The organism is Flavobacterium tegetincola DSM 22377 (assembly GCF_000425485.1).
Lineage (GTDB): Bacteria > Bacteroidota > Bacteroidia > Flavobacteriales > Flavobacteriaceae > Flavobacterium > Flavobacterium tegetincola.
The window spans coordinates 339968-366808 of the sequence record NZ_KE384383.1 but is presented as its reverse complement, the minus strand read 5'-3'; the positions used below and the strand labels follow the sequence as shown (position 1 = coordinate 366808).

Below are 26841 nucleotides of genomic sequence, written 5' to 3'. Positions count from 1 at the left end.
TTTAAAAATGGCATGGCGGGACGGTAGAGCAAGTCTTTCGCGTTTGCTGCTTTTTATGGCGTCCATAATTTTAGGTATTGCCGCAGTAGTTTCCATCCAACTTTTTAGCGAAAACTTAAAGCAAAATATCCAGAAGCAGTCAAAATCGCTAATGGGTGCCGATTTTATTATAGACAGTAAACAAGAGCCGTCTAAGAAAGTTCTCGCCATTGTAGACTCTTTGGGAGCCGATGCTATGGAAGTCAACTTTGCTTCAATGGCCGCTTTTCCAAAAAATGGCGGAACAAAATTAGTAAAAGTTCGCGCTATGGAAGGGCCATTTCCATTTTATGGTACCATTGCAAGTGAACCCGCTAAAGCAGGTGCAACCTATCAAAGTTTAAAAGGCGCTTTGGTGGATGCGACATTGCTTTTACAATATAATATTACAGCAGGCGATTCTATAAAAATAGGCGACTTGACACTTCCAGTGATTGGTGCGCTGCAATCCATTCCAGGAAGCACAGCAATTTCATCTTCTGTAACGCCAACTGTTTTAATTCCCTTCTCATTATTAGAAAAAACCAACTTGTTGCAATTGGGAAGTAGAAAAGAATACCAGTATTTTTTTAATGCACCTGAAACGAACTTAACTGCATTGACTGAAAAACTGAATCCGATTTTAAATGCTGAGAATGCTGATCTAGACACGCATGTCAGCACCAGCGAAAACTTAGGAAAACGATACGATAATGTCAGTCGGTTTTTAAATTTAGTTGCTTTCATCGCATTATTACTCGGTTGCATTGGTATTGCTAGTTCGGTTCATATTTATATTAAGGAAAAATTAAAAAGTGTGGCGGTTTTAAAATGTTTAGGTGCATCTAGAACACAAGCCTTTCTGATTTACCTGCTTCAAATCATTAGCATTGGCTTTATAGGTGGCGTTATCGGTTCTGGGATTGGAACGGGCTTACAATTTGCTTTTCCTTATATTTTACAAGACTTTTTACCATTTGACATTGAAATAATTATATCCATTCAACCTTTAATTATGGGTATTGCTTTGGGTGTACTTATGTCAGTACTGTTTGCGTTATTACCGTTGTTGGGCACTTGGTATGTGGCACCGTTAGAAGTTTTAAGAGGTGCGGAAGATAATTTGAAAAAACCAAAATTTGCACGTATTACCGTTTACTTCACCATTGTGCTTTTTATATTTCTTTTCTCGTTTTGGATGCTGAAAGATGCTGCTGATGGAATGATTTTTACGGCTGGAATTTTCATCACGCTCGCAATTATGGCAGGTGTGGCTCAATTATTCATTCAGGCGATTAAAAAATTTTTTCCCACTTCTTGGGGTTATACCAAACGGCAGAGTTTACTGAACTTATTTCGACCTAATAATCAAACGATGGTGCTTGTTTTGGCTATTGGTTTAGGTACATTTTTAATCAGTACGTTATATTTTACAAAAGATATTTTATTAGCTAAAACTACTATAGAAAATAAAAAAAATGACGCCAACATCATTTTACTTGATGTGCAAGCCGAACAAGAGGCAGCGTTGTTGCAAACATTTGAAAGCAAAGGTTTAGAAGTTATTGCTAATGTTCCTATCATCACAATGAGAATGGAACGCATTCGTGGCAGATCGGTAAACGAAATGCGTCAGGATACAACCATTAACATGAGAAAATGGGTTTTGAATAGAGAGTTTAGAGTCACCTACCGCGATTCCTTAACGGAAACCGAAGAAATAGTAGAAGGAGATTGGATTGGAACAGCGGTACTTGGAAAACCCATTCCGATTTCTATTTCAGATAATATGGCCGAAGATGCAGGATTAAAGTTGGGCGATGCAGTTGTTTTTAACGTGCAAGGTGTTCTAATGGAAACTTATGTAAGTAGTATTCGGAAAGTGGATTGGACGAGTTTGCAAATTAATTTTATGGTTTTATTTCCAAGCGGCGTCTTAGAAAATGCACCTCAATTTAATGTGATGACAACGTATGTTCCTAACAAAGAAAGTTCTGCCGAATTGCAACGGGATTTGGTCGTACACTATCCCAATGTCACGATACTCGATTTACGTCAAGTGTTTACCATCGTAGAAGATATTCTAGATAAAATTTCATGGGTCATTAACTTTATGGCGTTCTTTAGTATCCTAACAGGATTAATTGTTCTTGTAGGTTCGGTTAGAAATAGCAAATATCAAAGAATCAAGGAAAGTGTTTTACTGCGAACTTTAGGTGCAAAAAGCAAGCAAATAGTACAAATAACAGCCTTAGAATATGTATATTTAGGACTGTTAGGAAGTTTAACAGGGGTTTTACTATCCTTAATTGGAAGTCAATTACTTGCGCTGTTTTTGTTCAAACAGCCATTTATACCGTCTGTCATTCCCTTTTTAATTTTTATACCTGGAATTACAGTATTGGTAGTATTAATTGGCTTAAGTAATTTAAAATCAGTGTTACAAAATTCGCCATTGGAGGTTTTACGGAAAGAGCTATAAACAAATATAAATTGTCAATCATCTTGATTTTAATAGTATTAAAAACGAAAAACAGGATGATTGACACTTTTACTTTTCAGCGAGGTTAGTATTGCAATTCAATTGACTAGGTATCTGATTTGGTATTTTTGGACACTTCCTTATGCTAAAAGGTAACCAAGAAGTATTGTTTATGAATCTGTAGTTTAATCGTCATAGATATTTTTCAAACTTAATTCAAAAAATACATTTTTTAAATAGCTCTGTAGAGAAGTAAATTTTCAGTTTGCAACTCGCTTCATAAAATCTACAGTCTCATCAATTCGATCATTCCATGGCCAGAAATATTGCAAAATCATCGGAATGTGTTTCTTTTTAACTAAAATCGGTGTCACGTCTTTTTGGTACTGATTGAGTTCTTTTACAAAACGCTCATTTGCAACTTTTATAGAAGGATAAGTTTTGGTACCTACATAAATTAAAAAAGGAGGCGTTTTATCATTTAAGAAATAGATTGGCGACGCATTTTTCCATTCCTGTGGGTCGTTGGTCCAAGTAGTCAAATAATCGTTAGTGTCTGTTGGTGGAATCTGTTCTAAATAATGTTTCATATCCAATCCCGCCGCATCGTTCAGGATAATTCCAGAAACGGTGCCTTCCGGTACTCCATATTTCGGATTCATTGCAGCCAAAGCCACTAAGTGTCCACCTGCGGAATGTCCTGTGACAAATAGTTTTTCAGGATTACCACCGTACGTTTCAATATCAGTTTCCACCCATTTGATCGCAGTTGCAATTTCAGCCGCCATCTGATCATAATCGGCCTCTGGACTCAACGTGTAACTTGGAATAACGGTGATCACATCTTTCTTAGCAAAATTTCGACCGAAAAATCCGTATATATTTTTGTTTCCCGTGTTCCAATTTCCGCCATGTACATAGACCAAAACAGGCAACTTCTTCCCGTTCATTTTTCGAGGTACAAAAACATTTAGTTTCAGGGGCTTATTTTGAACTGATGTTGTGTAAGTAATATTCTTAAATTTTATAGTACTGCAGCTCGATAAAGCAAGCACTATTGAAATTATCAATAAATAGCGCATAGGTTTTTATTGTAATATACGAGAAATTGAGTAGTAAAGGATCTATATTATTAAAATTAGGTTACAAGATTGCAAAAATTTATTTACGTCAATTCTTCTACTTCTATTAATTTATAGTATTGTATTCCAACACCATGACTTAAAATTAAGTTAAACACACTAGTTCTTAGTTCCAGTACATAGCAAATTTTGTAATTTTAAGTTATGGAAAATATATTAGTAGCAGGTGCAAACGGCACCACAGGAAAAAAAATAATTTCAATTTTAAAACAATCCTCTAATTTTAATCCGATTGCAATGGTTCGAAAGGAGGAGCAAAAAAGTTACTTTTCGGAGCACAAAGTTGATGTAATTCTAGCTGACTTAGAGGGTAATTTAGATGCTGTCTTTAAACATTCTATTGACAGAGTTATTTTTGCAGCAGGTTCAGGCGGTAAAAAAGTAATTGAAGTAGATCAAGAAGGCGCCAAAAATCTAATTGATGCCGCTAAAAAAGCAACTGTTAAGAAATTTGTAATGCTGAGTTCAATGGGTGCCGACGCGCCAGAGAAAGCTTCTGAATTGCAAGAATTTTTAAAAGCTAAACACAATGCAGACGAATACCTAAAGTCGAGTGGATTGAATTACAGCATCGTTAGACCAGGTTCTTTAACGAATGAAACACAGTTGGAAACCATCGAACTTGAAAATAAATTAAATAAAAGAGGTGAAATTAGTCGTACTGACGTTGCCCAAACTTTAGTGGAAAGTTTATATGACCAAGTTGCAACTGATGCCACTTTTGAAATTATCAAAGGAGAAACATTGATTAAAAAAGCTTTAGAAAAAGTGAGCTAAACCATTTGGAAGGATCTTCTGCACTTTATAGCATTAAATTGGAAGAAACTAAGCAATACAACTAAAAACTGAAGTATTAATCTAATAACAGATGTGCTTCAGTTTTTTGTTTTAAGCCAAATTGAATTCGGTGCTCAAAGATTCAATTTTACGAAATTGTTAAATAATAAAAATTTTATATAATTTACTATGCATGCATACTATTTTTATGTATATTTGAATTTAGAATTTTTATATAAATATATATAATAATAAACTAATAGCACACCGAATATAGTAATAATTTAAGAATAATAGCAATTCAATTCATTTGAAGATAATTTTTCAGCAGATTTGAAGCTAGCATTATATAGATGAAAGACAAAACAATTGATTACGTTCTCCGCGCCACATGGCAAGCTGTTTCAAGAATGTATAACGAAGAAGCTAGTAAATATGGTGCTACCATGGCTACGGGATTTGTACTGTTGAGCATTGACAAAGAAAAGGGAACACCCTCAACGGCTTTAGGTCCAAAAATGGGAATGGAAGCGACAAGTTTAACAAGGACTTTGAAGTCCATGGAGGAACGCGGACTTATTATTCGAAAGAAAAATCCAGACGACGGTAGAGGTGTTTTGATTTATCTCACCGCATTTGGTAAAGAAAAAAGAGAGCTCTCTAAAAATACGGTTTTGAAATTTAATGAAACCATCAAAAATAATATTTCACCCGAAAAGTTGCTTCACTTTATGGAAGTTTCAGAAACTATAAATGATTTGATCGCCGATAAAAATATATTTCTAGAAAAATAAACACAATACTATAAAAACATGCATATAATGAAACGACTGATTAAAAAAGTGGCAGTCATTGGTTCAGGAATAATGGGTTCAGGCATTGCTTGCCATTTTGCCAATATTGGCGTGGAAGTGCTACTCCTGGACATTGTACCCCGCGAATTAACGGAAGCCGAACAAAAAAAGGGATTGACTTTAGAAAGTAAAGCGGTTAGAAATAGAATGGTTAACGACCACTTGGCCTTTGCTTTAAAATCGAAGCCCTCTCCTATTTACCACCCCAGTTTTGCACAACGCATCACGACAGGAAACACAACAGATGATTTAGCAAAGATTAAAGATGCTGATTGGATTATTGAAGTGGTGGTAGAACGCTTGGACATCAAGAAACAAGTATTTGAACAAATTGAAAAATACCGTAAACCGGGCACCTTAATTACGTCAAACACATCTGGTATTCCGATACATTTTATGAGTGAAGGCCGAAGTGAAGATTTCCAGAAACACTTCTGCGGAACACACTTCTTTAATCCAGCCCGTTACTTAAAATTGTTTGAAATCATCCCAGGTCCAGAAACGACTTCGGAAGTCCTTGATTTCTTGAATGAATACGGTGAGAAATACTTAGGAAAAACTTCGGTAATTGCTAAAGACACACCCGCTTTTATTGGAAACAGAATCGGAATCTTCGGAATCATGAGCATGTTTCACAATGTAAAAGAAATGGGTTTCACCGTTGAAGAAATTGATAAACTTACAGGCCCAGTTATTGGCCGACCAAAGTCTGCAACCTTCAGAACCGTAGATGTCGTTGGACTTGATACTTTAGTACATGTTGCCAATGGTTTACACCAAGGCGTTCCTAAAGATGAAGCACACGATTTATTTGCACTTCCCAATTTCATCACAATGATGATGGATAAGAAATGGTTGGGTAGCAAATCGGGGCAAGGTTTTTACAAAAAAGAAGGTAAAGACATCTTAGCGTTAGACCTAAACACGTTAGAATACCGAGCTCAAAAGAAAGCCTCATTCGCAACACTTGAATTGACCAAAGGCATTGATAAACCAATCAATCGCTTTAAAATACTAGTTACAGGTACCGACAAAGCTGGTGAATTTTACAGAAAAGACTTCAGTGGCATGTTTGCCTATGTAGCCAATAGAATTCCAGAAATCACTGACGATTTATATAAAATTGACGATGCCATGAAAGCCGGTTTCGGTTGGGAAAATGGTCCATTCGAAATTTGGGATGCCGTTGGGGTTGAAAAAGGTATCGAATTAATGCAAGCCGAAGGAAAAGAACCAGCCGCTTGGGTTACTGAAATGTTAGCCTCTGGAAATAAAACTTTTTATTCTGTGAAAGAAGGAGCGACTTATTACTATGACATTGCTTCCAAATCACAAAAGAAAATCCCAGGACAAGACGCATTTATTATTCTAAATAACATCCGCGAAAGCAAAAAAGTATGGAGTAATAGTGGCGTTGTAATTGAAGATATCGGAGATGGAATTTTGAATTTAGAATTTCAATCCAAAATGAATACCATCGGTGGCGATGTCCTTCAAGGAATTAACAAAGCGATTGATTTAGCAGAAAAAGAATTCGGTGGATTGGTGATTGGAAATCAAGCACCAAATTTCTCAGTCGGTGCCAATATCGGAATGATATTCATGATGGCAGTCGAGCAAGAATACGAAGAATTAAATATGGCAATCAAAATGTTTCAAGACACGATGATGCGAGTGCGTTACTCAGGAATCCCTGTAGTAGTTGCACCACACGGAATGGCGCTTGGTGGTGGTTGCGAAATGAGCATGCATGCTGATAAAGTAGTTGCTGCTGCAGAAACCTATATTGGATTAGTCGAATTTGGTGTTGGAGTAATTCCTGGCGGAGGTGGTTCTAAAGAAATGGCTTTAAGAGCTTCTGATTTATTCAGGAAAAATGACGTAGAGTTAAATGTTTTGCAAGAATACTTCTTAACTGTAGCTATGGCAAAAGTCTCGACTTCTGCATATGAAGCGTATGATTTAGGAATATTACAGCACGGTAAAGACATCGTGGTTGTCAACAAAGACAGACAATTAGCGGAAGCCAAACAACACGCTTTACTTATGGCAAATGCAGGTTACACGCAACCCGTAAAACGAAAAGACGTTAAAGTTTTGGGTAAACAAGCCCTTGGAATGTTCTTAGTTGGAACCGACCAAATGCAAGCCGGAAGTTACATCTCCGAACACGATAAAAAGATAGCCAACAAACTAGCCTATGTTATGGCAGGTGGTGATTTATCCGAAGCGACTATGGTAACCGAACAATATTTATTGGATTTAGAAAGAGAAGCATTCTTATCGCTTTGCACAGAAAGAAAGACTTTGGAGAGAATTCAGCATATGTTGACGAAAGGTAAGCCACTTAGAAACTAGTATTAAGATTTGAGTATTAAGTATTAAGATTGAGTGAGGGATAAGATTCGAATAGATAATAGTTTAAAGTTGAAGGAAGTAACATCTAAAATTAAAAATATGCACAGTTTCGAAAAATTAAAAATTTGGCAGAAAGCAATGGATATTGCCGTGAAAGTTTATGAAGTAGCTCTACTCCTTCCTGATGACGAAAAATTCAATTTGATTCACCAAATTAAAAAATGTGCCGTTTCTATTCCCTCCAATATTGCAGAAGGTGCTGGACGAAATCACAATAAAGAATTTGTACAATTTTTAGGAATATCTAATGGTTCTACCTTCGAATTAATTACTCAATTGCTATTAGCAAAAAGATTAAAACTTATACAAGAAGAAACAATACAACCAATCATAAATCAATTAGTGGAAGTTTCAAACATGAATTTCGCTTTTCAAAAAACATTAAAAATAAATACAAATGAATAGAGGTATTAAAAAATATAATTTTTATAGTAGTGATTTTGGTCTTAATACTTAATACCTTAATCTTAATACATTCTTAGTCTTAATACTTAATACTTCCATCTTAATACTTTTCACATGAAAACAGCATATATAGTAAAAGCCTACCGAACCGCAGTAGGAAAAGCTCCGAAAGGAGTCTTCAGATTTAAAAGACCTGATGAATTGGCGGCAGAAACCATTCAATACATTATGAATGAAGTGCCTCAATTGGACAAACACAGAATTGACGATGTTATGGTTGGAAATGCCATGCCTGAAGCAGAACAAGGATTGAACATGGGACGATTAATCTCCCTAATGGGATTAAAAGTAGATGATGTTCCTGGAGTTACAGTAAATAGATATTGTGCGTCAGGAATTGAAACGATCGCGATGGCTACAGCAAAAATCCAATCCGGAATGTCGGATTGTATTATCGCAGGTGGTGCAGAAAGTATGAGTTTTATCCCAATGGGTGGTTACAAACCGGTTCCTGATTATGCCGTTGCAAAAGAAGGAAATGAAGATTATTATTGGGGAATGGGGCTGACTGCAGAAGCGGTTGCTAAGAAATACAACGTTTCTCGTGAAGACCAAGATTTGTTCTCGTTCAATTCACATCAAAAAGCATTGAAAGCTCAAGTGGATGGAAAATTCGACAAGCAAATTGTTCCGATTACTGTGGAGGAAACTTACGTGGATGAAAATGGTAAAAAAGCAACTCGTTCTTATGTTGTAAATAAAGACGAAGGTCCAAGAGCCGATACTTCCTTAGAAGTTTTGGCAAAATTAAGACCAGTTTTTGCAGCTGACGGAAGCGTTACAGCAGGTTCATCTTCACAAATGAGTGATGGAGCTGCGTTCGTACTAATTATGTCGGAAGAAATGGTTAAGGAGTTAAATCTTGAGCCAATCGCACGAATGGTAAGTTATGCAGCCGCTGGAGTTGAACCAAGAATAATGGGAATTGGACCGGTAAAAGCAATTCCAAAAGCATTGGCTAAAGCTGGATTGCGTTTGAATGATATTGACCTGATTGAGTTAAATGAAGCTTTTGCTTCTCAGTCATTAGCTGTAATTCGCGAACTTGGTTTGAAACAAGATATCGTAAACGTAAACGGTGGTGCTATTGCAATGGGGCACCCATTAGGTTGTACTGGAGCGAAGTTATCTGTTCAATTATTTGACGAAATGAAACGCCGAGGAAACAAATACGGAATTGTAACTATGTGTGTTGGAACCGGTCAGGGTGCTGCTGGAGTTTATGAAGTTTTATAGAAAGAATATAGAATATAGAATATAGAATATAGAGAATAGAATATAGAGAATAGAGCAAAGAAAATAGAGTAGATAATACAGATTCAAAATATAAGCCAATGCGACATAATTATAAGAAATTAAAAATCTGGCAAATTGGTATTTTGATTGCAAATGAAATTTCTGATGTTTTAGTCGATTTTCCAAAGCATAAACGATATGATTTAGCTTCGCAAATAAGCAGATGTTCGGTTTCAATGCCTAGTAATATTGCCTAAGGTTCTGCCAGAACTGATAAATCTTTTAGTCACTTTCTCGACATTTCTCTCGGTTCATCTTTTGAATTAATTACACAATTATTGGTTGCAAAACACCGAAAATATATTAACGAACAACAATTTAACACATTAGAACTAAAAATAGAAGAGTTTCAAAGAATGACTATGTCATTTCAAAATGGATTGAAGTAACTTTTGCACTACATCTTCTATTTTCTATACTCTATATTCTTTTTTCTAACAATTAAAAATAAACAAAATGGCTGAAACAAATGATAAAAACGTCACTCGTGGAGGACAGTTTTTAGTAAAAGAAACAAAATGCGAAGACATCTTTACACCAGAAGATTTCTCTGAAGAGCAATTGATGATGAAATCGATGGTGAAAGAATTTGTAGACAAAGAAATTTGGCCTAACAAAAGCCGCTTTGAAAACAAAGACTACGCATTTACTGAGCAATGTATGAAAAAGGCAGGTGAACTTGGTTTGCTTGGTGTTGCTGTTCCTGAAGCCTACGGTGGATTGGGAATGGGATTTGTTTCTACGATGCTAGTTTGTGATTACATTTCTGGAGCGACAGGTTCGTTTTCAACAGCTTTTGGAGCACATACTGGTATTGGAACGATGCCAATTACGCTTTATGGAACTGAAGAACAAAAACAAAAATACGTTCCTAAATTAGCATCAGGCGAATGGTTTGGAGCGTATTGTTTGACAGAACCAGGTGCTGGTTCGGATGCGAATTCTGGAAAAACTAAAGCTGTTTTGTCTGAAGATGGTAAACACTACTTGATTACAGGGCAAAAAATGTGGATTTCAAATGCAGGATTCTGTAGTTTGTTCATCGTTTTTGCTAGAATTGGTGACGACAAAAATATTACTGGTTTCATTGTTGAAAACGACCCTTCAAACGGAATTTCAATGAATGAAGAAGAACACAAATTAGGAATTCGGGCTTCTTCTACTCGTCAAGTATTTTTTAATGAGACAAAAGTTCCCGTTGAAAACATGCTTTCTGAAAGAGGAAATGGTTTTAAAATCGCCATGAATGCTTTGAATGTAGGTCGAATTAAATTAGGTGCTGCATGTCTTGACGCTCAACGTCGTGTGACTACAGAATCTGTGAAATATGCCAACGAACGTGTACAATTTAATACACCAATCGCACAATTTGGAGCCATTCGTTACAAGATAGCAGAAATGGCAACTTCAACTTACGCAGGTGAAAGTGCCGCTTATCGTGCCGCAAAAGCAGTGGAAGAACGAATTGAAGCTCGAGTAGCTGAAGGTTTGTCTCACCAAGAAGCAGAATTAAAAGGCGTTGAAGAATTTGCTATCGAATGTTCGATTTTAAAAGTAGCTATTTCAGAAGATGTTCAAAATTGTGCTGATGAAGGAATCCAAGTTCTTGGAGGTATGGGCTTTTCAGAAGATACACCAATGGAAAGTGCATGGCGTGATGCTCGAATTGCTCGAATTTACGAAGGTACAAATGAAATTAATAGAATGCTTTCTGTTGGAATGCTTGTTAAAAAAGCAATGAAAGGACATGTTGATTTACTTGGTCCTGCAACAAAAGTAGCTGAAGAATTAATGGGTATTCCTGATTTTGATATACCAGATTATTCTGAATTATTTGCAGAAGAAAAAGCAATGGTTGCGAAATTGAAAAAAGTATTCTTGATGGTTGCGGGTTCAGCGGTTCAAAAATACGGTCCAGATTTAGATGAACATCAACAGTTATTAATGGCTGCCGCTGATATTTTGATAGAAATCTATATGGCAGAATCGACCATTTTAAGAACAGAAAAATTAGCGAAATCGAAAGGACAAGAAAACATCAAGGAGCAAATTGCAATGGCTCAATTGTACTTATACCAAGCAGTTGATATTATCAACACAAAAGGAAAAGAAGGCATTGCTTCATTCTCTGAAGGTGATGAACAACGCATGATGTTAATGGGTTTACGTCGTTTTACAAAGTACAATACACTACCAAATGTGGTTGCTTTACGCGAAATTATCGCAGCTAAATTGGTTGCAGAAAATGAATATTGTTTTTAACAAAGTATAATGGTTTTTAGTTTGTTTGTTTGAAAACGCCTTGGATTCGTCTAAAGGCGTTTTTATTTTGGTAAACATTTTGGTACAAAAAAAAGCCGCTGTCAAACTAGACAGCGGCTTTAATGAAGTAATGCTAAGTTTAATCTCAGACTACAATGGTTTTCTTCCAGAAATTAAACGCAATAATATCATAATAACAGCTATTACTAGCAGAATGTGTATTAACCCTCCTGTAGCAATTCCAGCGCCTAAAACACCAAAAAAACCTAATGCCCAAATGATAACTAAAATAACTGCGATTGTGTAAAGTAAATTTCCCATGACTTGTTTTTTTTTATTGGTTAATCTTAAAAAAATTTGTTTTTTTTATTAGTACTAAATTAGTCTAAGATTAAAAGTTTTAACTTACAGAATATTTAATTTATGTTATACAATTAAATGATTCATAATTACTTGCAAACATCAATATAAAAAAAACGACCCTTTGAAAGTTCAAAGGGCCGTCTCACCAAAAACAATTTAAAACAAAATTTTGATATTTTTACAAAGGTTTTTTACCTTGAATCACTCTTAAAATAACTGCGATAACTGCAATTACAAGTAGTACGTGTATAATTCCACCTGTTACAAAACCTCCCAAAAATGAGATAGCCCAAATAATAATCAGAATAACTGCGATTGTGTACAATAAATTTCCCATAGCTTTTTTTTTTATTGGTTATTACTTGTACAAAGTTGCCTTTTTTACACTCCTTTTGTGTTACAGAATTTTAGATAAAATTTACAAAATTATTTTGACTCTATTTCGTAAATTTCCTTTTGAATCTCTACAGCGTAATCCTTAGGTATAATTTTTCGACCGTACTTTGTAGCGTAAATCTTCGTGAATTCAGCGCCAAAATAGAGTATAATTGCAGAATAATATACCCAAACCAAGATAATTACTACAGATCCAGCCGCTCCATATATACTTGCTACAGTAGAATTTCCTAAGTAAAAACCAATAGCAAATTTACCCAACATAAAGAAAAAAGAGGTAAAAGCTGCTCCAATGATAGTGTCTTTCCAAGTCATTGTTCCGTCCGGTAGCGTCTTAAAAATGATTGAAAATAATAAAGTGGTACTTGCAAAAAGGATTACAATATTTAGAATGTAAAATAAAACAATCGTTGTATCAGGAAAATAAATTACCAGTCGGTCGTTTAAAATATCCATAACCGAATTTACCATTAAACTAACCAGCAGCAAAAATCCTACCGCTGCAATCATTGAAAATGACATTAGCCTATTTTTGATAAACATGATAATACCTTTATTGGGCTTTGCCTTTAAAGACCAAATGTAATTTATGGAACTTTGAATTTCTGCAAATACTCCAGAGGCTCCTATTAATAACATGATTCCTCCAAAAATAGTGGCAAAAATATTACCATCAGCTAATTCAATATTCTTTATGGTGTCTTGAATCTGTAAGGCAGCTTCATTTCCTACCATCCCATTTATTTGACCAAAAAATTGCCCTCTAACGGCATCTTTACCAAAAAAAAATCCTGCAATTGATAAAATTATTATGGACAAAGGAGGTAATGAAAATATGGTATAATAAGAGAGCGATGCACTTAACTTTATAGCATTGTCCTCCATAAATGCGTTAAACGTAGCCTTTAGTAATTCCCATGAGTTTTTAAAAATATTCTTCCTGTTCATATGTATTGTTTGAAATGTTTTTGCCCGCTAAGTTAGCTTCTTATACATCTTCCAAACTTATAAGTTTCCAATATATGATTACAAATTCACCATAAATACTTATTTGCTTAAGCGTAACTTTTCAATTACCTCAAAAAGAGTTGTGGCATTAAAAGGTTTTATGATTATTTCAGATATGCCTGCTTCTTCAATTCTAGCTTCAACCTCTGATCGTTCAAAGGCAGTTACAGCAATTATGGGTGTGGTAATTCCTTCGGCTCGAATTCGTTTTGAGGTTTCATATCCGTCAATCCCAGGCATATTTATGTCCATCAAAATAACGTCAAAGTGAGTTGTCTGCAATAATTCAAGAGCTTTATAGCCATTTTCAATCATCGTACATTTATAGTTCTTGCGCTCTAAAATCTTCCTCGTCACTACTTGATTGATTTTGTTATCTTCAACAACTAAAAAGTGTAATACCTTTTCGCCTGTCAATTCCGCTCCGCATTGATCTGTTGCGTCTTGAACTTTATCGGAATATCCAAAAACTATATTAAATGTAAATTCGGTCCCAATGTTTTGCTCACTTTTAACTGCAATGGTTGAACCAAAAAGCGCCACAAGTTTTTTAACAATTGACAAGCCCAAACCGGTTCCTTGATAATCGCCATGCCTGCGATCAATTTGCACAAAATTCTCAAAAATGCGTTCTAAATCCTCGCTCTTAATCCCTATTCCATTGTCGCGCACTTTAAATTCAAGTTCGCAATTTGCCACGTCTTTCGAAATTAAATTAATTTCAACATCAATTGAACCTTCTTGCGTAAATTTTAAAGCATTTGTAATTAAATTAATCAATATTTGCGACAAGCGAATCTCATCTCCAAATATAGTCTTAGGAATAGCAGCATCAATGTGTGTTAAAAGCTTATTTCCATTTTCGTCCGCCATAAAGGCCAGCGAATTTTTTATGATTGCTATTTGTGCTCGTAAATCAAAAGGTAATGTGGTCAACGTTATTTTATTTTCCTCGGCTTTATTAATCTCCAGCAAATCATTTACTAAAGCCAATAAATAGTGTGCAGAAAACTGCAATGAGTTTATAGTATCCTTAGCAATCAAGCCTTTGTTTTCTTCCAAAATTATATTTGTCAAACCGATTACACCGTACAATGGTGTTCGAAGTTCATGACTTACTGTAGAAATGAATTGCGATTTAAGGACTGAATTTTGTTCCGCAAGATTTTTAGCTGCTGTTAATTCTTTATTTTTTTCAAATAGAACCGTGTTCAGCCTTATTTTAGCTTTGTTGTTACTATAAAGATTAAAAATTAAAATCAAGAAAATGATTAAAATTACACAAAAACCAATGAGCAATATTCTTCCTTCTCTAATTTTTTGAACTTGTAATTCGTTCTTTAATTCAATGCGCTCAAATTGAAATTTATATTCATCAAGTTCAATTTCTAACGCAACCTGCTCAATAGCGTCTAATTTATGCTCAGAACTTCTATCAACTTTAAAAGACTTTGCCAGTGCACCAAATCGTTCACTATCTTTTAGCTTTTTAAAATTTAAATAATGTTGCGAAAGATTTTGACATGCCTCCGCTTTATGTTCGGTTAAATTGTATTTTTCAGCCAACTGTAGTCCTTTAAAAAAATACGTTTCAGCCTCTTTTTCATTGCCATGGAAACTGTTGTATCTCCCGATTAAATCGTAAAGTCTAATTTTTGATTCAATATTTCCCGCTCTATCAATATATTTTTTTAATGGTGTAATGTAAGCCATACCTTCTTCCCTACGATCCATTTCAAAATAAATATTGGCCATATTGAATCGGATGAAAGTAATTTGTAAACTATCTTTCAGCTTTTCTGCAATTGCTAGCGACTTTTCGTAATACTGAATTCCTTCTTTAGCATCTATATCATTATAATAGTAGACATTTCCAATATTAGAATTGATCCACATTTTGATCGTATCATTTTCTAATTTATTGGCGTAGACCAATCCTTTTGTATAAAAATCTAACGCTCGTTTTGTTTGCGAAAATTCATTATAAATGGTTCCGATAAAATTATATGAAAGTGCGAGATGGTATTCATCATTGTTCGTTAAAGAAAGTGACAATGCATCTCTAGAATTATTGAGTGCTTTGATATAATGCTGCTCATAATAATAGGCAGCTCCTTCATTCAAGAGTGCATCAGTTTTTTTAAAATCTGCATCACTTTGCGAATAGGTCAAAAAAGAAAAAGTAATAAAAAGTAATAAAAATAGGATTCTCACAAGCAGAATTTAAAAAAATACAATATATAAAAAATCCCAAAATGAATTGGGATTTTTAAAGCTAATATTAGTTACGAATTAATTTTCTATACTTAATTCGTTTCGGTGTTAAGTCGCCACCCAATCTTTTCTTTTTATTTTCTTCATAATCACTAAAACTGCCTTCAAAGAAATACACTTCCGAATTTCCTTCAAAAGCCAAGATATGTGTACAAATACGATCCAAGAACCATCTGTCGTGGGAAATTACAACGGCACAACCGGCAAAATTCTCCAAACCTTCTTCCAAAGCTCGCAGCGTATTGATGTCCAAATCATTTGTTGGCTCATCCAGTAACAATACATTACCTTCCTCTTTCAACGTCATTGCTAAGTGTAAACGGTTACGTTCACCTCCAGAAAGCATTGAAACTTTTTTATTTTGATCGCTTCCGCCAAAGTTAAAACGACTCAAATACGCACGAGAATTAACTTGTCTGCCACCCATCATAATTAGTTCCTGACCTTCAGAGAAATTTTCCCAAATGGATTTATTAGGATCAATATTGGTATGCGACTGATCTACGTAGGCAATTTTAACCGTCTCTCCGACATTAAATGAACCAGAATCTGTTTCTTGTTCGCCCATAATCATCTTGAAAATAGTGGATTTACCAGCACCATTGGGTCCAATAATTCCAACAATTCCTGCTTGTGGCAAAGTGAAATTCAAGTCGTCATAAAGTAACTTTTCACCAAAAGCTTTGGCTACATTGGATGCTTCTATAACATTACTTCCTAAACGTGGTCCATTAGGGATGTAAATCTCTAATTTCTCGTCCAGTTGTTTTTGGTCTTCGTTCAATAATTTATCGTAGTTCTGTAAACGTGCTTTTTGCTTTGTCTGACGTCCTTTTGCACCTTGACGAACCCAATCTAGTTCTCGTTCCAACGTTTTTCTACGTTTCGACGCTACTTTTTCTTCAGAAGCCATTCTTGTAGATTTTTGGTCCAACCAAGAAGAATAATTTCCTTTCCATGGAATACCTTCTCCTCTGTCCAATTCTAAAATCCAACCGGCTACATTATCTAAGAAATACCTATCGTGCGTTACAGCAATTACAGTTCCTGAATATTGTGCTAAATGCTGCTCTAACCACAGAACGCTTTCCGCATCCAAGTGATTCGTAGGCTCATCTAGTAATAAAACGTCAGGTTGTTGCAAGAGTAATCTGCATAAAGCTACACGTCGTTTTTCTCCACCTGAAAGCACACTAATTGGTGTATCTGGATCTGGCGTACGCAATGCATCCATAGCAATTTCAAGTTTGGTATCAATTTCCCAAGCGCCAAGAGCGTCAATTTTATCTTGCAATGCTGCTTGACGGTCCATCAATTTTTCCATTTTGTCAGCATCAGAATAATTTTCTTCAAGACCAAATAAATCATTGATTTGATTGTACTCCTCTAAAACTGCCATTGTTTCTGCAACGCCTTCGCGCACAATTTCAATTACCGTTTTGGTTTCGTCCAATTGCGGTTCTTGTTCTAAATAACCAACTGTATAACCTGGAGCAAACGTAATATCTCCTTGATAATTTTTATCTAATCCAGCAATGATTTTCAATAAAGAAGATTTTCCTGAACCGTTAAGACCTAAAATACCAATTTTAGCGCCGTAAAAGAAACTCAAATAAATATTCTTAAGTACTTGCTTGTCGCTGCTTGAGTAGGTTTTACTCAACTTTTGCATCGAAAAAATGACTTTTTTATCGTCTGACATAGTTGTAAATTTTATTTTTAAATGACTACAAATATAGTTAAAATAAGTGAGCGATACGTTTGAAAATTTGAGATGTATGCTTAATTTTTAGGCTTTCGCCAAAATCATACGCGACCTTTCAAAGCGTTAAAAACCCAAGCAATTGCAAAAAATCCAATGCCAACGGCTGCGAAGCCCCAACCTGAAACTTCACTGTATTTAAAGATTCCCAAACCGATGAGCAGAAAACCCATCAACGTCATTATAAAAGTGGCCCATCCAAGAATGGTATTTTTATTCATTCCCATTTCACGTTCTTTTTAAGCAAATATCGTAAAAAATATAGGAATTAAACGGCAGTAAGTGCGCTCACAACATTGCGCTTCTAGAAGTAAATATGTGAAAACAAAAAAAGCATACTGAAATTTTCAGCATGCTCTTCATTTTGAGGTAACTAACCAACTAAATTATGCTTCAAATTTACGATTTATTTTAATCAAATAAATCCCTATAAATAGGTAATTCTAGCTGAAGATAGAAGTAAGTAACGTTTTATATAATTCCCGATCGTTAAAACTGGCGCCAACCCCTTTACTTTTTACATCAACATCACGCAAAGTGGCAACAATCTGACTCACTTTTCGCATTGGATAATTTTTTAATGCCACGTCATAATCGGTAAGATGATAGGGATTTACCTTTAATGCAGTTGCCACATTTTTAGGAGATTTATCTTTTAAACCATGGTATTGCAACAATTTCGAAAAGAAACTAAACAGCAAACTCGTTACCATTATAAAGTTATGATCTTTTGGGTTTTCATGAAAATAATAGGCAATTGCGTAGGATTTAGGAACATTTCTACTTCCAATTGCTTTCTGAAATTCAAATACATTGAAGTCTTTGCTAAAGCCAATATTTTTCTCAATAATTTCAGGTGTTACAGTGGTGCCTTTGGGCAAAATAATAGCTAGCTTGTCTATTTCGTTGGAAATTTTACTCAAATCGTTACCCAGAAACTCAATCAGCATAGCCGAAGCTTTAGGCTCAATGTCTAATTTTTTTCCTGATAACACGCGTTTTAACCATTGTGGCAATGCGGTATCGTACAGTTTTTTACTTTCAAATAGCAAACCCGTTTTTGGAATTGACTTAGAAAATGTAGTTCGTTTATCCAAGGTTTTATACTTGTAACACACCACTAAAACAGTACTTGGAGTTGGATTTAAAACATACGATTCCAACTTAGCAATTGATCTGGCTAAATCTTGCGCTTCTTTTACAATAACCACTTGATAATCTGCCATCATTGGGTAGCGCTTGCAAGTAGAAATAATGTCTTCCACTTCAATATCACGACCGTACAAAACCGTTTGATTGAATCCTTTCTCTTCTTCTGAAAGTATATTTTTCTCAATATAATCCGACAATTTATCGATGTAATACGGTTCGTCACCCATTAAAAAGTAGACCGGCTTGATCCTCTTCTCGTCTATGTCTTTAACAATTTTTATAATTTCGTCCATTCTTTGCGTTTCAAGTTGTAGGCTTCATGTCTCAAGTTGCGTTAACTGAAACTTGAAATTTGGAACTAAATTAACTACTTTTGCACCATGCAACCACTTCAGTTTCCTCCTTATAAATTTCGTTTCAAAAATAGCGAAAATAAAGTCGCCATCTTTGATGAAATCAGGAAAAAATTTATCATCCTTACACCAGAAGAATGGGTTCGGCAGCATGTAGTTCATTATTTACTTGTTGATAAAAACTATCCAAAGTCGTGGCTGAACGTCGAGAAACAAATCAAAATGAATGGTTTAACAAAGCGTTACGATGTTGTGGTTTACAATCAGGACGGCTCCATCTTTTTATTAGTAGAATGTAAAGCGCCTGAAATAAAAATCAGTCAACACACCTTTGATCAAATTGCCCGTTATAATTTGGCGTTAAAAGCCGACTATTTAATGGTAACCAATGGATTGGAACACTACTTTTGCCAAATGGATTATGAAAATGAAAGTTATCATTTCTTGCAAGAATTGCCTCAACCTACTCAACCCTAAAAAGAAATTAACGTATAAATGAAAATAGCCGTTGTTATTTTAAACTGGAATGGCGCTTCTTTACTGGAGCAATTTCTACCTACTATTATTACACATTCTGTTGGAGCCACTATTTATGTTGCCGACAATGCTTCAACAGATGAATCGCTCACTGTTTTAAAAACCCATTTTCCCGAAGTTAAAATAATTCAAAATGCTGCTAATTACGGCTTTGCCAAAGGTTATAATGAAGCACTGAAACACGTTGACGCCGAAATCTTAGCGCTTGTCAATTCGGATATTGAAGTCACACCCAATTGGCTGGATCCAATCATGGAAACATTTGCAAGCCAAAAACAAACTGCTATCATTCAGCCAAAAATCCTTGATTTCAAGGACAAAAGTAAATTTGAATACGCAGGAGCTGCAGGAGGTTTTATAGATTCCTACGGTTATCCTTTTTGTCGTGGTAGAATTTTTGAATCTATAGAGCATGATTTAGGCCAATACGATGATTCAATTGAACTGTTTTGGGCTTCGGGCGCTTGTTTGTTTATTAGAAAGGATGTTTTTGACGACCTCAATGGATTTGATGAAAGCTTTTTTGCACACCAGGAAGAAATTGATTTGTGTTGGCGTGCGTATAACAAGAGATACATTACTAAATATGTTCCAAGTTCCGTAGTGTATCATGTAGGAGGCGCCACTTTGCAGAAAGGAAATCCGCAGAAAACATTTTTAAATTTTAGAAATTCGCTATTGATGCTGACTAAAAATCTTCCGAAAAGTTCGTTATTTAAAATTTTATTTAAACGCATGCTTCTTGATGGAATTGCTGCGTTTCAGTTCCTATTTCAAGGAAAACCCAAGCACTTTATAGCGGTATTAAAAGCCCATTATCATTTTTACAAAAATTTTAGCAGTGCTTATCATAAAAGGGAAAAATTTCAGCGCGATAAGTACTTTAGAACAAAATCTATTGTCTATTCACATTTCATTAAGAATGGCACCGTTTTTGGAGATATAAATTAACAATAGTTTAGGTAATTAGACCCAAAACTATATCTTATTAACCTTAAATTTGTATTTAAATTAAAAAAAAAGAAAATTATGAAAAAAGTATTTTTAGCCTTATCGCTTGTAGCAATGGTTGCTACTTCATGCGGTACGAAGAAGAAGATTGCCGAATTAGAAAGTAAGAATAAAGAGATTCAAGACCTTTTAAATACAGCTACTGTAAAGCTAAATACTTGTTTGTCTGAAAAAGAAGGTATGTTAGGTCAATTGGATTTCTTGAAAAAGAACAATTCTGACTTGATTAACAACATGGGTAATATGACAACTCTTACTACTAAAGGAGCTGAAAATGTAGAAAAAGCATTAGAAAGCATCAAAGAGAAAGATTTGAAAATTACTCGTATGCAAGATGCATTAACTAAAAAAGACAGTGTAACACTTGCTTTGGTTAGCAGTTTAAAACGTACTGTTGGAATATCTGATCCAGATATCGAAATCAACGTAGAAAAAGGAGTTGTCTTTATTTCTATCGCTGATAAATTATTATTTAAAAGTGGAAGTTACGTAGTAAGCGACCGTGCTAAAGAAATTTTAGGAAAAGTTGCTAAAGTAGTAAACGATAAACCAGAATTTGAATGTATGGTTGAAGGACACACAGATAACGTTCCTTTTACAAGCAACGGTACTTTACTTGACAACTGGGATTTAAGTGTAAAAAGAGCAACATCTATTGTTAGAGTTTTAGCTAAAGATTACGGTGTTAATCCAAAACGTTTGATCGCAGCTGGAAGAGGTGAATATGTACCTTTAGTTGAAAATACTTCAGCAGATAATAGAATGACAAACAGAAGAACAAGAATTGTTGTACTTCCTAAGATTGATCAATTCTACGAAATGATTGAAAAAGAAATGAAAAAACCAACTAAATAATTAAATTTTAGTTGATTATACCCAAAAGGTTTGAAGCATTGCTTCAAACCTTTTTTTTTATGCGAAATTGTGGTACAAATTCAGCATCAATCAATTTTCAACTTCTATTAAAAAGATTTACTTTTACACCTTCAAAAATGAATTTTATGAACACCATCACTGCGGCAGATTATACTATTGTTTTTAATGAAAATGCGTATTCAGCATTGAATGAAGTACTTCAAAAAAATAAATATTCTAAACTGTTTATTCTTGTAGATGAAAATACAAACGAATATTGCTTACCTGAATTTCTACCTTTTTTAGCAACTGAAACAGCAATAGAAATTATTGAAATTGAATCAGGAGAGGAACATAAAAACATCCAGACATGTACTGAAGTTTGGAGCATTTTAACAGATCTTGGCGCTGATAGAAAAAGTGTACTGATCAATCTTGGTGGTGGTGTAATTACTGACTTAGGTGGATTTGTAGCCTCCACTTTTAAGCGCGGAATTGACTTCATAAACATTCCAACAACTTTACTAGGAATGGTAGACGCTTCTGTTGGTGGAAAAAATGGCGTGGATTTAGGTGCTTTAAAAAATCAAGTTGGAACCATTACCAATCCACAACTAGTAGTAGTAGATACACGCTTTTTAAATACGCTGCCGCAAAATCAAATGCGTTCAGGACTTGCAGAAATGTTGAAGCACGGACTTATTGCAGATGCAAATTATTGGAACGAGTTTTCAGATTTGGCTCAAAAAGACAGCACACAACTTGACCAACTCATTCATCATGCCATTGTCATAAAAAATGAGATTGTACAGCAAGATCCTACAGAATTGGGAATTCGCAAAGCATTAAATTTCGGGCACACATTAGGTCACGCCATAGAAAGTTATTTTTTAGAAAATGAATCAAAAGTTACCTTACTCCATGGCGAAGCAATTGCAGTGGGAATGATCTTGGAAAGTTACCTTTCACTTCAAAAAAAGTTAATTTCCGAGGACAATTATTACCACATAAAAAGCACCATTAAATCCATCTTTGGTACCGTTGAAATTCTAGAAAATGACCTCACTCCTATTTGTGATTTGCTGATTCATGATAAGAAAAATGAGTACGGAAAAGTACAATTTGTGCTTCTAGACGGCATTGGCTCGATAAAATACAATCAAGAAGTAGCTATTGAATTAATTATGAGTGCGTTTCAAGAATATAAATCTTAATATTTTTTGCGTAAAAGCGTTGCAATAGAAATTAATATTTTTTTTACATTTGTGCCAATGAAGAAATCAAAAACCAGATCGTCCAATCCCTTTTACAGAAAGAGATTAAATAAGGCTATGCATCAAATTTGGCATCGTGTGACGGTATTGGAAAATTTCTGGAGTATTTCTATAGGTCGATACGAATTGATTTTTAATGAGAAATTACCCATCGTTTATGCAAACTTTCGGGTTTGAATTGAGGTAGAATATCAATTTTATTTTATCTTTAATCAAAATCCTTATTTTAAAAAATGAACACTAGATACTTCGACTTAATAAATCAGACTTACTATTTTCCGCAAACCGAATTTAATTTAAACAAGGACAACCACTTGCAATTTCACAATATTGACTTGATGAAATTGGTTGAACAGTATGGAACGCCTTTAAAATTTACGTACTTACCGCAGATTTCCAACAACATCAACCGTGCAAAAGCTTGGTTCAGGAAATCGATGGAAAAAAACAAGTACGATGCAAAATACTATTACTGCTATTGCACTAAGAGTTCGCACTTTGAGTATGTGATGAATGAAGCATTTAAAAACAACATTCATATTGAGACTTCCTCTGCATTTGATGTAAATATTGTTGAAAATTTACTAGCAACCGGAAAGATCAACAAAAATACGCACGTACTTTGTAACGGTTTTAAACGCGACCAATATATTGACAACATTGCGCGATTGATTAACAACGGACATAAAAACACCATTCCGATCATTGACAATTATGAAGAACTTGATTTATTGCAAGGTCAGATTAAGGGAAAATTCAAAATTGGAATCCGTATTGCAGCCGAAGAAGAACCTAAATTCGAGTTTTATACTTCCCGTTTAGGTATTGGATATAAAAATATAGTAGCGTTTTACAAAAAGCAAATTCAAGAAAATGATAAGTTAGAGCTGAAAATGCTTCACTTTTTTATCAATACTGGAATTGCGGATACATCCTATTACTGGAACGAATTGGTAAAATGTATCAAAGTATTTGTTGCATTAAAAAAAGAATGTCCCACATTGGACAGTTTAAATATTGGTGGTGGATTTCCTATTAAAAACTCACTAGCATTTGAATACGATTATCAATACATGATTGACGAAATTATCAATCAAATCAAAATTGCATGTGACGAAGCAGAAGTGGATGTTCCTCACATTTTTACCGAATTTGGCTCTTTTACCGTTGGAGAAAGTGGTGGAGCAATTTACCAAGTTTTGTACCAAAAGCAGCAAAATGACCGTGAAAAGTGGAACATGATTGATTCCTCTTTCATCACTACGCTTCCTGATACTTGGGCAATTAATAAACGTTTTATTATGTTGGCCGTAAACCGATGGAACGATACGTATGAGCGAGTTCTTCTGGGTGGAATGACGTGTGATAGCGATGATTATTACAATTCAGAGCAAAATATGAACGCCATTTATTTGCCTAAATACAATAAAGACAAGCCGTTATATATTGGTTTTTTCAATACAGGTGCGTATCAAGAAACAATTGGTGGATACGGTGGATTACACCACTGCTTAATTCCACAACCCAAACATATTTTAATTGACCGCGATGAAAATGGCATCTTGGCAACTGAAGTATTTTCAGAACAACAAACGTCTGAACAAGTTTTGGATATTTTGGGATACAACAGAAAATAGTTTATAAATTAAGTTTGAATTTTCAAAAAAAAACTTTTTCTTTGAACCGTACTTTAATAATAGAATAGTAAAAAAATAGATATGAGTAAAGGACCCATAAGTCAGTTTATTGAGAAGCATTATTTGCATTTCAACTCAGCTGCTTTAGTAGATGCTGCGAAAGGATACGAAGAACAACTAGCAAATGGCGCCAAAATGATGGTGACACTTGCAGGAGCAATGAGTACTGCCGAAATCGGTAAAATTTTTGCCGAAATGATTCGTCAAGACAAAGTGCATATTATTTCTACTACAGGTGCAAACCTTGAAGAAGACATCATGAATTTAGTAGCTCATTCTCATTATGAAAGAGTTCCAAACTATCGTGATTTGACTCCAGAACAAGAGTGGGATTTACTTGAAAGAGGTCTTAACCGTGTAACGGATACTTGTATTCCAGAGCACGAAGCATTTAGACGTTTGCAAAAACACATTTACAAAATCTGGAAAGATGCAGACGACAAAGGAGAACGTTTTTTACCACATGAATTCATGTACAAAATGCTTTTATCAGGCGTTTTAGAAGAGTACTATGAAATTGATTTAAAAGACAGTTGGATGTATGCTGCAGCAGAAAAAAACCTTCCTATAATCTGCCCAGGTTGGGAAGACAGTACGATGGGGAATATTTTTGCATCTTACGTGATTAAAGGAGACTTGAAAGCTTCTACGATGAAATCTGGAATTGAATACATGACGTTCTTAGCAGATTGGTACCCAAAAAATTCAGCTAACGGAATTGGATTTTTCCAAATTGGTGGTGGAATTGCAGGAGATTTTCCAATTTGTGTTGTACCGATGTTATACCAAGATATGGAAATGCCAGAAACACCTTTTTGGAGTTATTTCTGCCAGATTTCTGATTCTACTACAAGTTACGGTTCATATTCTGGAGCTGTTCCGAATGAGAAAATCACGTGGGGAAAATTGGATATCAAAACTCCAAAATTTATCATTGAGTCGGACGCAACAATTGTTGCACCATTAATTTTTGCTTATTTATTAGACCTATAATAGAATTGTATGAAGAGAGTTATTGTTGATTATGCAAAATTAACGAATGAAATTCTAAACCTTTTGGTGGACCGATTTCCTGATGGATATGATGATTCTCATATCATCCGTTTTAGAAACGCAAAAAACGAATTGATTGAAGCAGTGGAAGTGCGAACTGAAGACACCATTTACTTGGTAAAAGTCAGCACCAAATTGGCCACTCGTTTGGAGAATTTTGACGAAGACGATGAAATGGACGATGTAGTTGCACCATTGGAACCAATTAAAGGTATCGATATGGGTGATGAAGATATGGGAATTGATGACGACGATGAAGATGAAGTTGTTGATAAACCTGAATTTGACGACGATGACGAAGACCGCGACGAACCTTCAACTGATGATGAAGACGACGAGGACGAAGACTAAATAAAACGAAAGGAACTGTAAAAAGTTCCTTTTTTTTGTACCTTTATTTTATGATTGCATCTTTTCTGCCCGTACTTCCAAAACAACCAACCGTTTTAATTCTGGGAACCATGCCTGGAATCGCATCTTTGCAAAAACAACACTATTATGGCCACCCAAGAAATCATTTTTGGAAAATAATTGCATATTTATTTAATTCGGATGTGATTCCTGAAAAATATGAGGATCGAAAAGCACTTTTATTGTCAAACCATATTGCACTTTGGGACGTGCTACAATACTGCGATAGAGAAGGAAGTCTTGATACTGCCATAAAAAATCCTATTCCAAATTCTATTACTAAAGTACTCGCTCAAAATGAAACTATTACTAAAATCATTTTTAACGGGAAGGAAAGTCACAAGTTCTTTTTAAAGTATTTCGGAATTTTAGAAAATGTAAGCTATCACATCGTACCATCGACAAGTCCAGCCAACACCATGAAATTTGAACAAAAATTAGAATTGTGGCGTCAAGCGATACTATAAATAACGTTCTTCAAAAATACGCTGGTGGTGGTTTTGATGACCAATAATAACAAAACCCAAAGCACGAACCGACATTTCAGCTCCTGAAGCCACTCCTTTTTGTAATAAATCGCTTTCAGAAAAGGTTCTAAAAAGACACAAGTTCGACTCTCTGAGAACCGCAAGTTCCGTTAATAAATCTCTTACATTACGTTTAGATCCTCCCGCATTAGCCGCAAATTCGTCTTCATCAAAACCAGGCAAGGATGTTGCATCTTTTCTTGCAAAGCGTAAAGCACGGTATGCAAATATGCGCTCGCAATCAATCAAATGTTGCATAATATCTTTAATCGTCCACTTTCCTTCTGCATACTGATAATCGTATTTATCCAAAGGAATGTTTTGTACAAAATTTCTGAAGCGATGCACTGCTATTTCGAGTTCCTCCAGTAATGAATACTCATCTGAAACTTGCAAAATATAGGTATTGTAAAAAGAAGCGTATTCGTTTTCTTGTACTTGTGATACTTTCATA

General features: G+C 34.9%; 24 protein-coding genes and 1 pseudogene. 16 read left to right on the top strand and 9 right to left on the bottom strand.

Annotated elements, in window-relative coordinates:
• Window positions 1-7: 7 nt before the first annotated feature.
• The gene (locus tag H602_RS0111315) at window positions 8-2500 is read left to right on the top strand and encodes an ABC transporter permease (RefSeq protein ID WP_026978096.1); all 2493 of its coding nucleotides are present in this window, start codon (window positions 8-10) and stop codon (window positions 2498-2500) included.
• Between the two features lie 260 nt (window positions 2501-2760).
• Here H602_RS0111315 and H602_RS0111310 read toward each other — a convergent pair whose 3' ends face one another.
• A complete protein-coding gene (locus tag H602_RS0111310) occupies window positions 2761-3582 on the bottom strand; it encodes an alpha/beta hydrolase (RefSeq protein ID WP_026978095.1) in 822 nt (273 codons plus the stop codon).
• A 204-nt stretch (window positions 3583-3786) separates the two neighbouring features.
• Here H602_RS0111310 and H602_RS0111305 point away from each other — a divergent pair, with 204 nt between their 5' ends.
• The 7 genes and pseudogenes from H602_RS0111305 to H602_RS0111280 all read left to right on the top strand — a co-directional run bounded on the left by H602_RS0111305 (window position 3787) and on the right by H602_RS0111280 (window position 11714).
• Window positions 3787-4419 (top strand): SDR family oxidoreductase, encoded by a 633-nt coding sequence (locus H602_RS0111305; RefSeq protein ID WP_026978094.1) that lies wholly within the window; start codon window positions 3787-3789, stop codon window positions 4417-4419.
• 353 nt (window positions 4420-4772) lie between these two features.
• Window positions 4773-5213, top strand: coding sequence for a MarR family winged helix-turn-helix transcriptional regulator (locus H602_RS0111300; protein WP_026978093.1), 441 nt, complete (start codon window positions 4773-4775; stop codon window positions 5211-5213).
• A gap of 27 nt (window positions 5214-5240) precedes the next feature.
• Window positions 5241-7631 carry a 3-hydroxyacyl-CoA dehydrogenase/enoyl-CoA hydratase family protein gene (locus H602_RS0111295; protein WP_026978092.1) on the top strand — a complete coding sequence of 797 codons (2391 nt, stop codon included), beginning with the start codon at window positions 5241-5243 and terminating at the stop codon, window positions 7629-7631.
• A 99-nt stretch (window positions 7632-7730) separates the two neighbouring features.
• Window positions 7731-8096, top strand: coding sequence for a four helix bundle protein (locus H602_RS0111290; protein WP_026978091.1), 366 nt, complete (start codon window positions 7731-7733; stop codon window positions 8094-8096).
• 114 nt (window positions 8097-8210) lie between these two features.
• Window positions 8211-9392, top strand: a complete 1182-nt coding sequence (locus tag H602_RS0111285) for an acetyl-CoA C-acyltransferase (RefSeq protein ID WP_026978090.1) — start codon at window positions 8211-8213, stop codon at window positions 9390-9392.
• A 98-nt stretch (window positions 9393-9490) separates the two neighbouring features.
• Window positions 9491-9841 (top strand): annotated as a pseudogene (locus H602_RS19665) (four helix bundle protein).
• A gap of 67 nt (window positions 9842-9908) precedes the next feature.
• Window positions 9909-11714, top strand: coding sequence for an acyl-CoA dehydrogenase family protein (locus H602_RS0111280; protein ID WP_026978089.1), 1806 nt, complete (start codon window positions 9909-9911; stop codon window positions 11712-11714).
• Window positions 11715-11864: 150 nt separating this feature from the next.
• Here the strand turns inward: H602_RS0111280 and H602_RS19935 are convergent, their stop codons facing one another.
• From H602_RS19935 to holA, 7 genes are all read right to left on the bottom strand, one after another.
• On the bottom strand, window positions 11865-12035 hold the full coding sequence (locus tag H602_RS19935) for a lmo0937 family membrane protein (RefSeq protein WP_157505043.1): 171 nt from the start codon (window positions 12033-12035) through the stop codon (window positions 11865-11867).
• A 220-nt stretch (window positions 12036-12255) separates the two neighbouring features.
• Complete coding sequence (locus H602_RS19930) at window positions 12256-12414, bottom strand: lmo0937 family membrane protein (RefSeq protein ID WP_157505041.1); 159 nt, start codon at window positions 12412-12414, stop codon at window positions 12256-12258.
• Window positions 12415-12503: 89 nt separating this feature from the next.
• The gene (locus H602_RS0111265) at window positions 12504-13421 is read right to left on the bottom strand and encodes a YihY/virulence factor BrkB family protein (protein ID WP_026978088.1); all 918 of its coding nucleotides are present in this window, start codon (window positions 13419-13421) and stop codon (window positions 12504-12506) included.
• 99 nt (window positions 13422-13520) lie between these two features.
• Window positions 13521-15695: a tetratricopeptide repeat-containing hybrid sensor histidine kinase/response regulator gene (locus H602_RS0111260; protein WP_157505039.1), complete on the bottom strand. Its 2175-nt coding sequence runs from the start codon at window positions 15693-15695 to the stop codon at window positions 13521-13523.
• 67 nt (window positions 15696-15762) lie between these two features.
• Window positions 15763-17457 (bottom strand): energy-dependent translational throttle protein EttA, encoded by a 1695-nt coding sequence (ettA, locus tag H602_RS0111255; RefSeq protein ID WP_026978086.1) that lies wholly within the window; start codon window positions 17455-17457, stop codon window positions 15763-15765.
• 104 nt (window positions 17458-17561) lie between these two features.
• Window positions 17562-17744: a CAL67264 family membrane protein gene (locus H602_RS18755; protein WP_035759464.1), complete on the bottom strand. Its 183-nt coding sequence runs from the start codon at window positions 17742-17744 to the stop codon at window positions 17562-17564.
• A 216-nt stretch (window positions 17745-17960) separates the two neighbouring features.
• On the bottom strand, window positions 17961-18962 hold the full coding sequence (gene holA, locus H602_RS0111245; RefSeq protein ID WP_026978085.1) for a DNA polymerase III subunit delta: 1002 nt from the start codon (window positions 18960-18962) through the stop codon (window positions 17961-17963).
• An 87-nt stretch (window positions 18963-19049) separates the two neighbouring features.
• Between holA and H602_RS0111240 the strand changes: the two genes are divergently transcribed.
• The 8 genes from H602_RS0111240 (at window position 19050) to H602_RS0111205 (ending at window position 26327) form a co-directional block, all read left to right on the top strand.
• Window positions 19050-19499 carry a type I restriction enzyme HsdR N-terminal domain-containing protein gene (locus H602_RS0111240; RefSeq protein ID WP_026978084.1) on the top strand — a complete coding sequence of 150 codons (450 nt, stop codon included), beginning with the start codon at window positions 19050-19052 and terminating at the stop codon, window positions 19497-19499.
• An 18-nt stretch (window positions 19500-19517) separates the two neighbouring features.
• Complete coding sequence (locus H602_RS0111235) at window positions 19518-20510, top strand: glycosyltransferase family 2 protein (RefSeq protein ID WP_026978083.1); 993 nt, start codon at window positions 19518-19520, stop codon at window positions 20508-20510.
• Window positions 20511-20588: 78 nt separating this feature from the next.
• On the top strand, window positions 20589-21425 hold the full coding sequence (locus tag H602_RS0111230; RefSeq protein WP_026978082.1) for an OmpA/MotB family protein: 837 nt from the start codon (window positions 20589-20591) through the stop codon (window positions 21423-21425).
• 146 nt (window positions 21426-21571) lie between these two features.
• Window positions 21572-22639: a 3-dehydroquinate synthase gene (aroB, locus tag H602_RS0111225; RefSeq protein WP_026978081.1), complete on the top strand. Its 1068-nt coding sequence runs from the start codon at window positions 21572-21574 to the stop codon at window positions 22637-22639.
• 293 nt (window positions 22640-22932) lie between these two features.
• Window positions 22933-24336: a type III PLP-dependent enzyme domain-containing protein gene (locus tag H602_RS0111220; protein WP_026978080.1), complete on the top strand. Its 1404-nt coding sequence runs from the start codon at window positions 22933-22935 to the stop codon at window positions 24334-24336.
• Between the two features lie 81 nt (window positions 24337-24417).
• Window positions 24418-25389 carry a deoxyhypusine synthase family protein gene (locus tag H602_RS0111215; protein WP_026978079.1) on the top strand — a complete coding sequence of 324 codons (972 nt, stop codon included), beginning with the start codon at window positions 24418-24420 and terminating at the stop codon, window positions 25387-25389.
• Window positions 25390-25398: 9 nt separating this feature from the next.
• Entirely contained in the window at window positions 25399-25800 is a 402-nt protein-coding gene (locus H602_RS0111210) for a hypothetical protein (RefSeq protein ID WP_026978078.1), read from the top strand.
• 35 nt (window positions 25801-25835) lie between these two features.
• Window positions 25836-26327, top strand: coding sequence for a DNA-deoxyinosine glycosylase (locus H602_RS0111205; protein ID WP_245574943.1), 492 nt, complete (start codon window positions 25836-25838; stop codon window positions 26325-26327).
• Here the strand turns inward: H602_RS0111205 and H602_RS0111200 are convergent.
• On the bottom strand, window positions 26322-26840 hold the full coding sequence (locus H602_RS0111200) for a DinB family protein (protein ID WP_026978076.1): 519 nt from the start codon (window positions 26838-26840) through the stop codon (window positions 26322-26324). The two genes, H602_RS0111205 and H602_RS0111200, sit on opposite strands and share 6 nt — an antisense overlap.
• Between the last annotated feature and the right edge of the window lies 1 nt (window position 26841).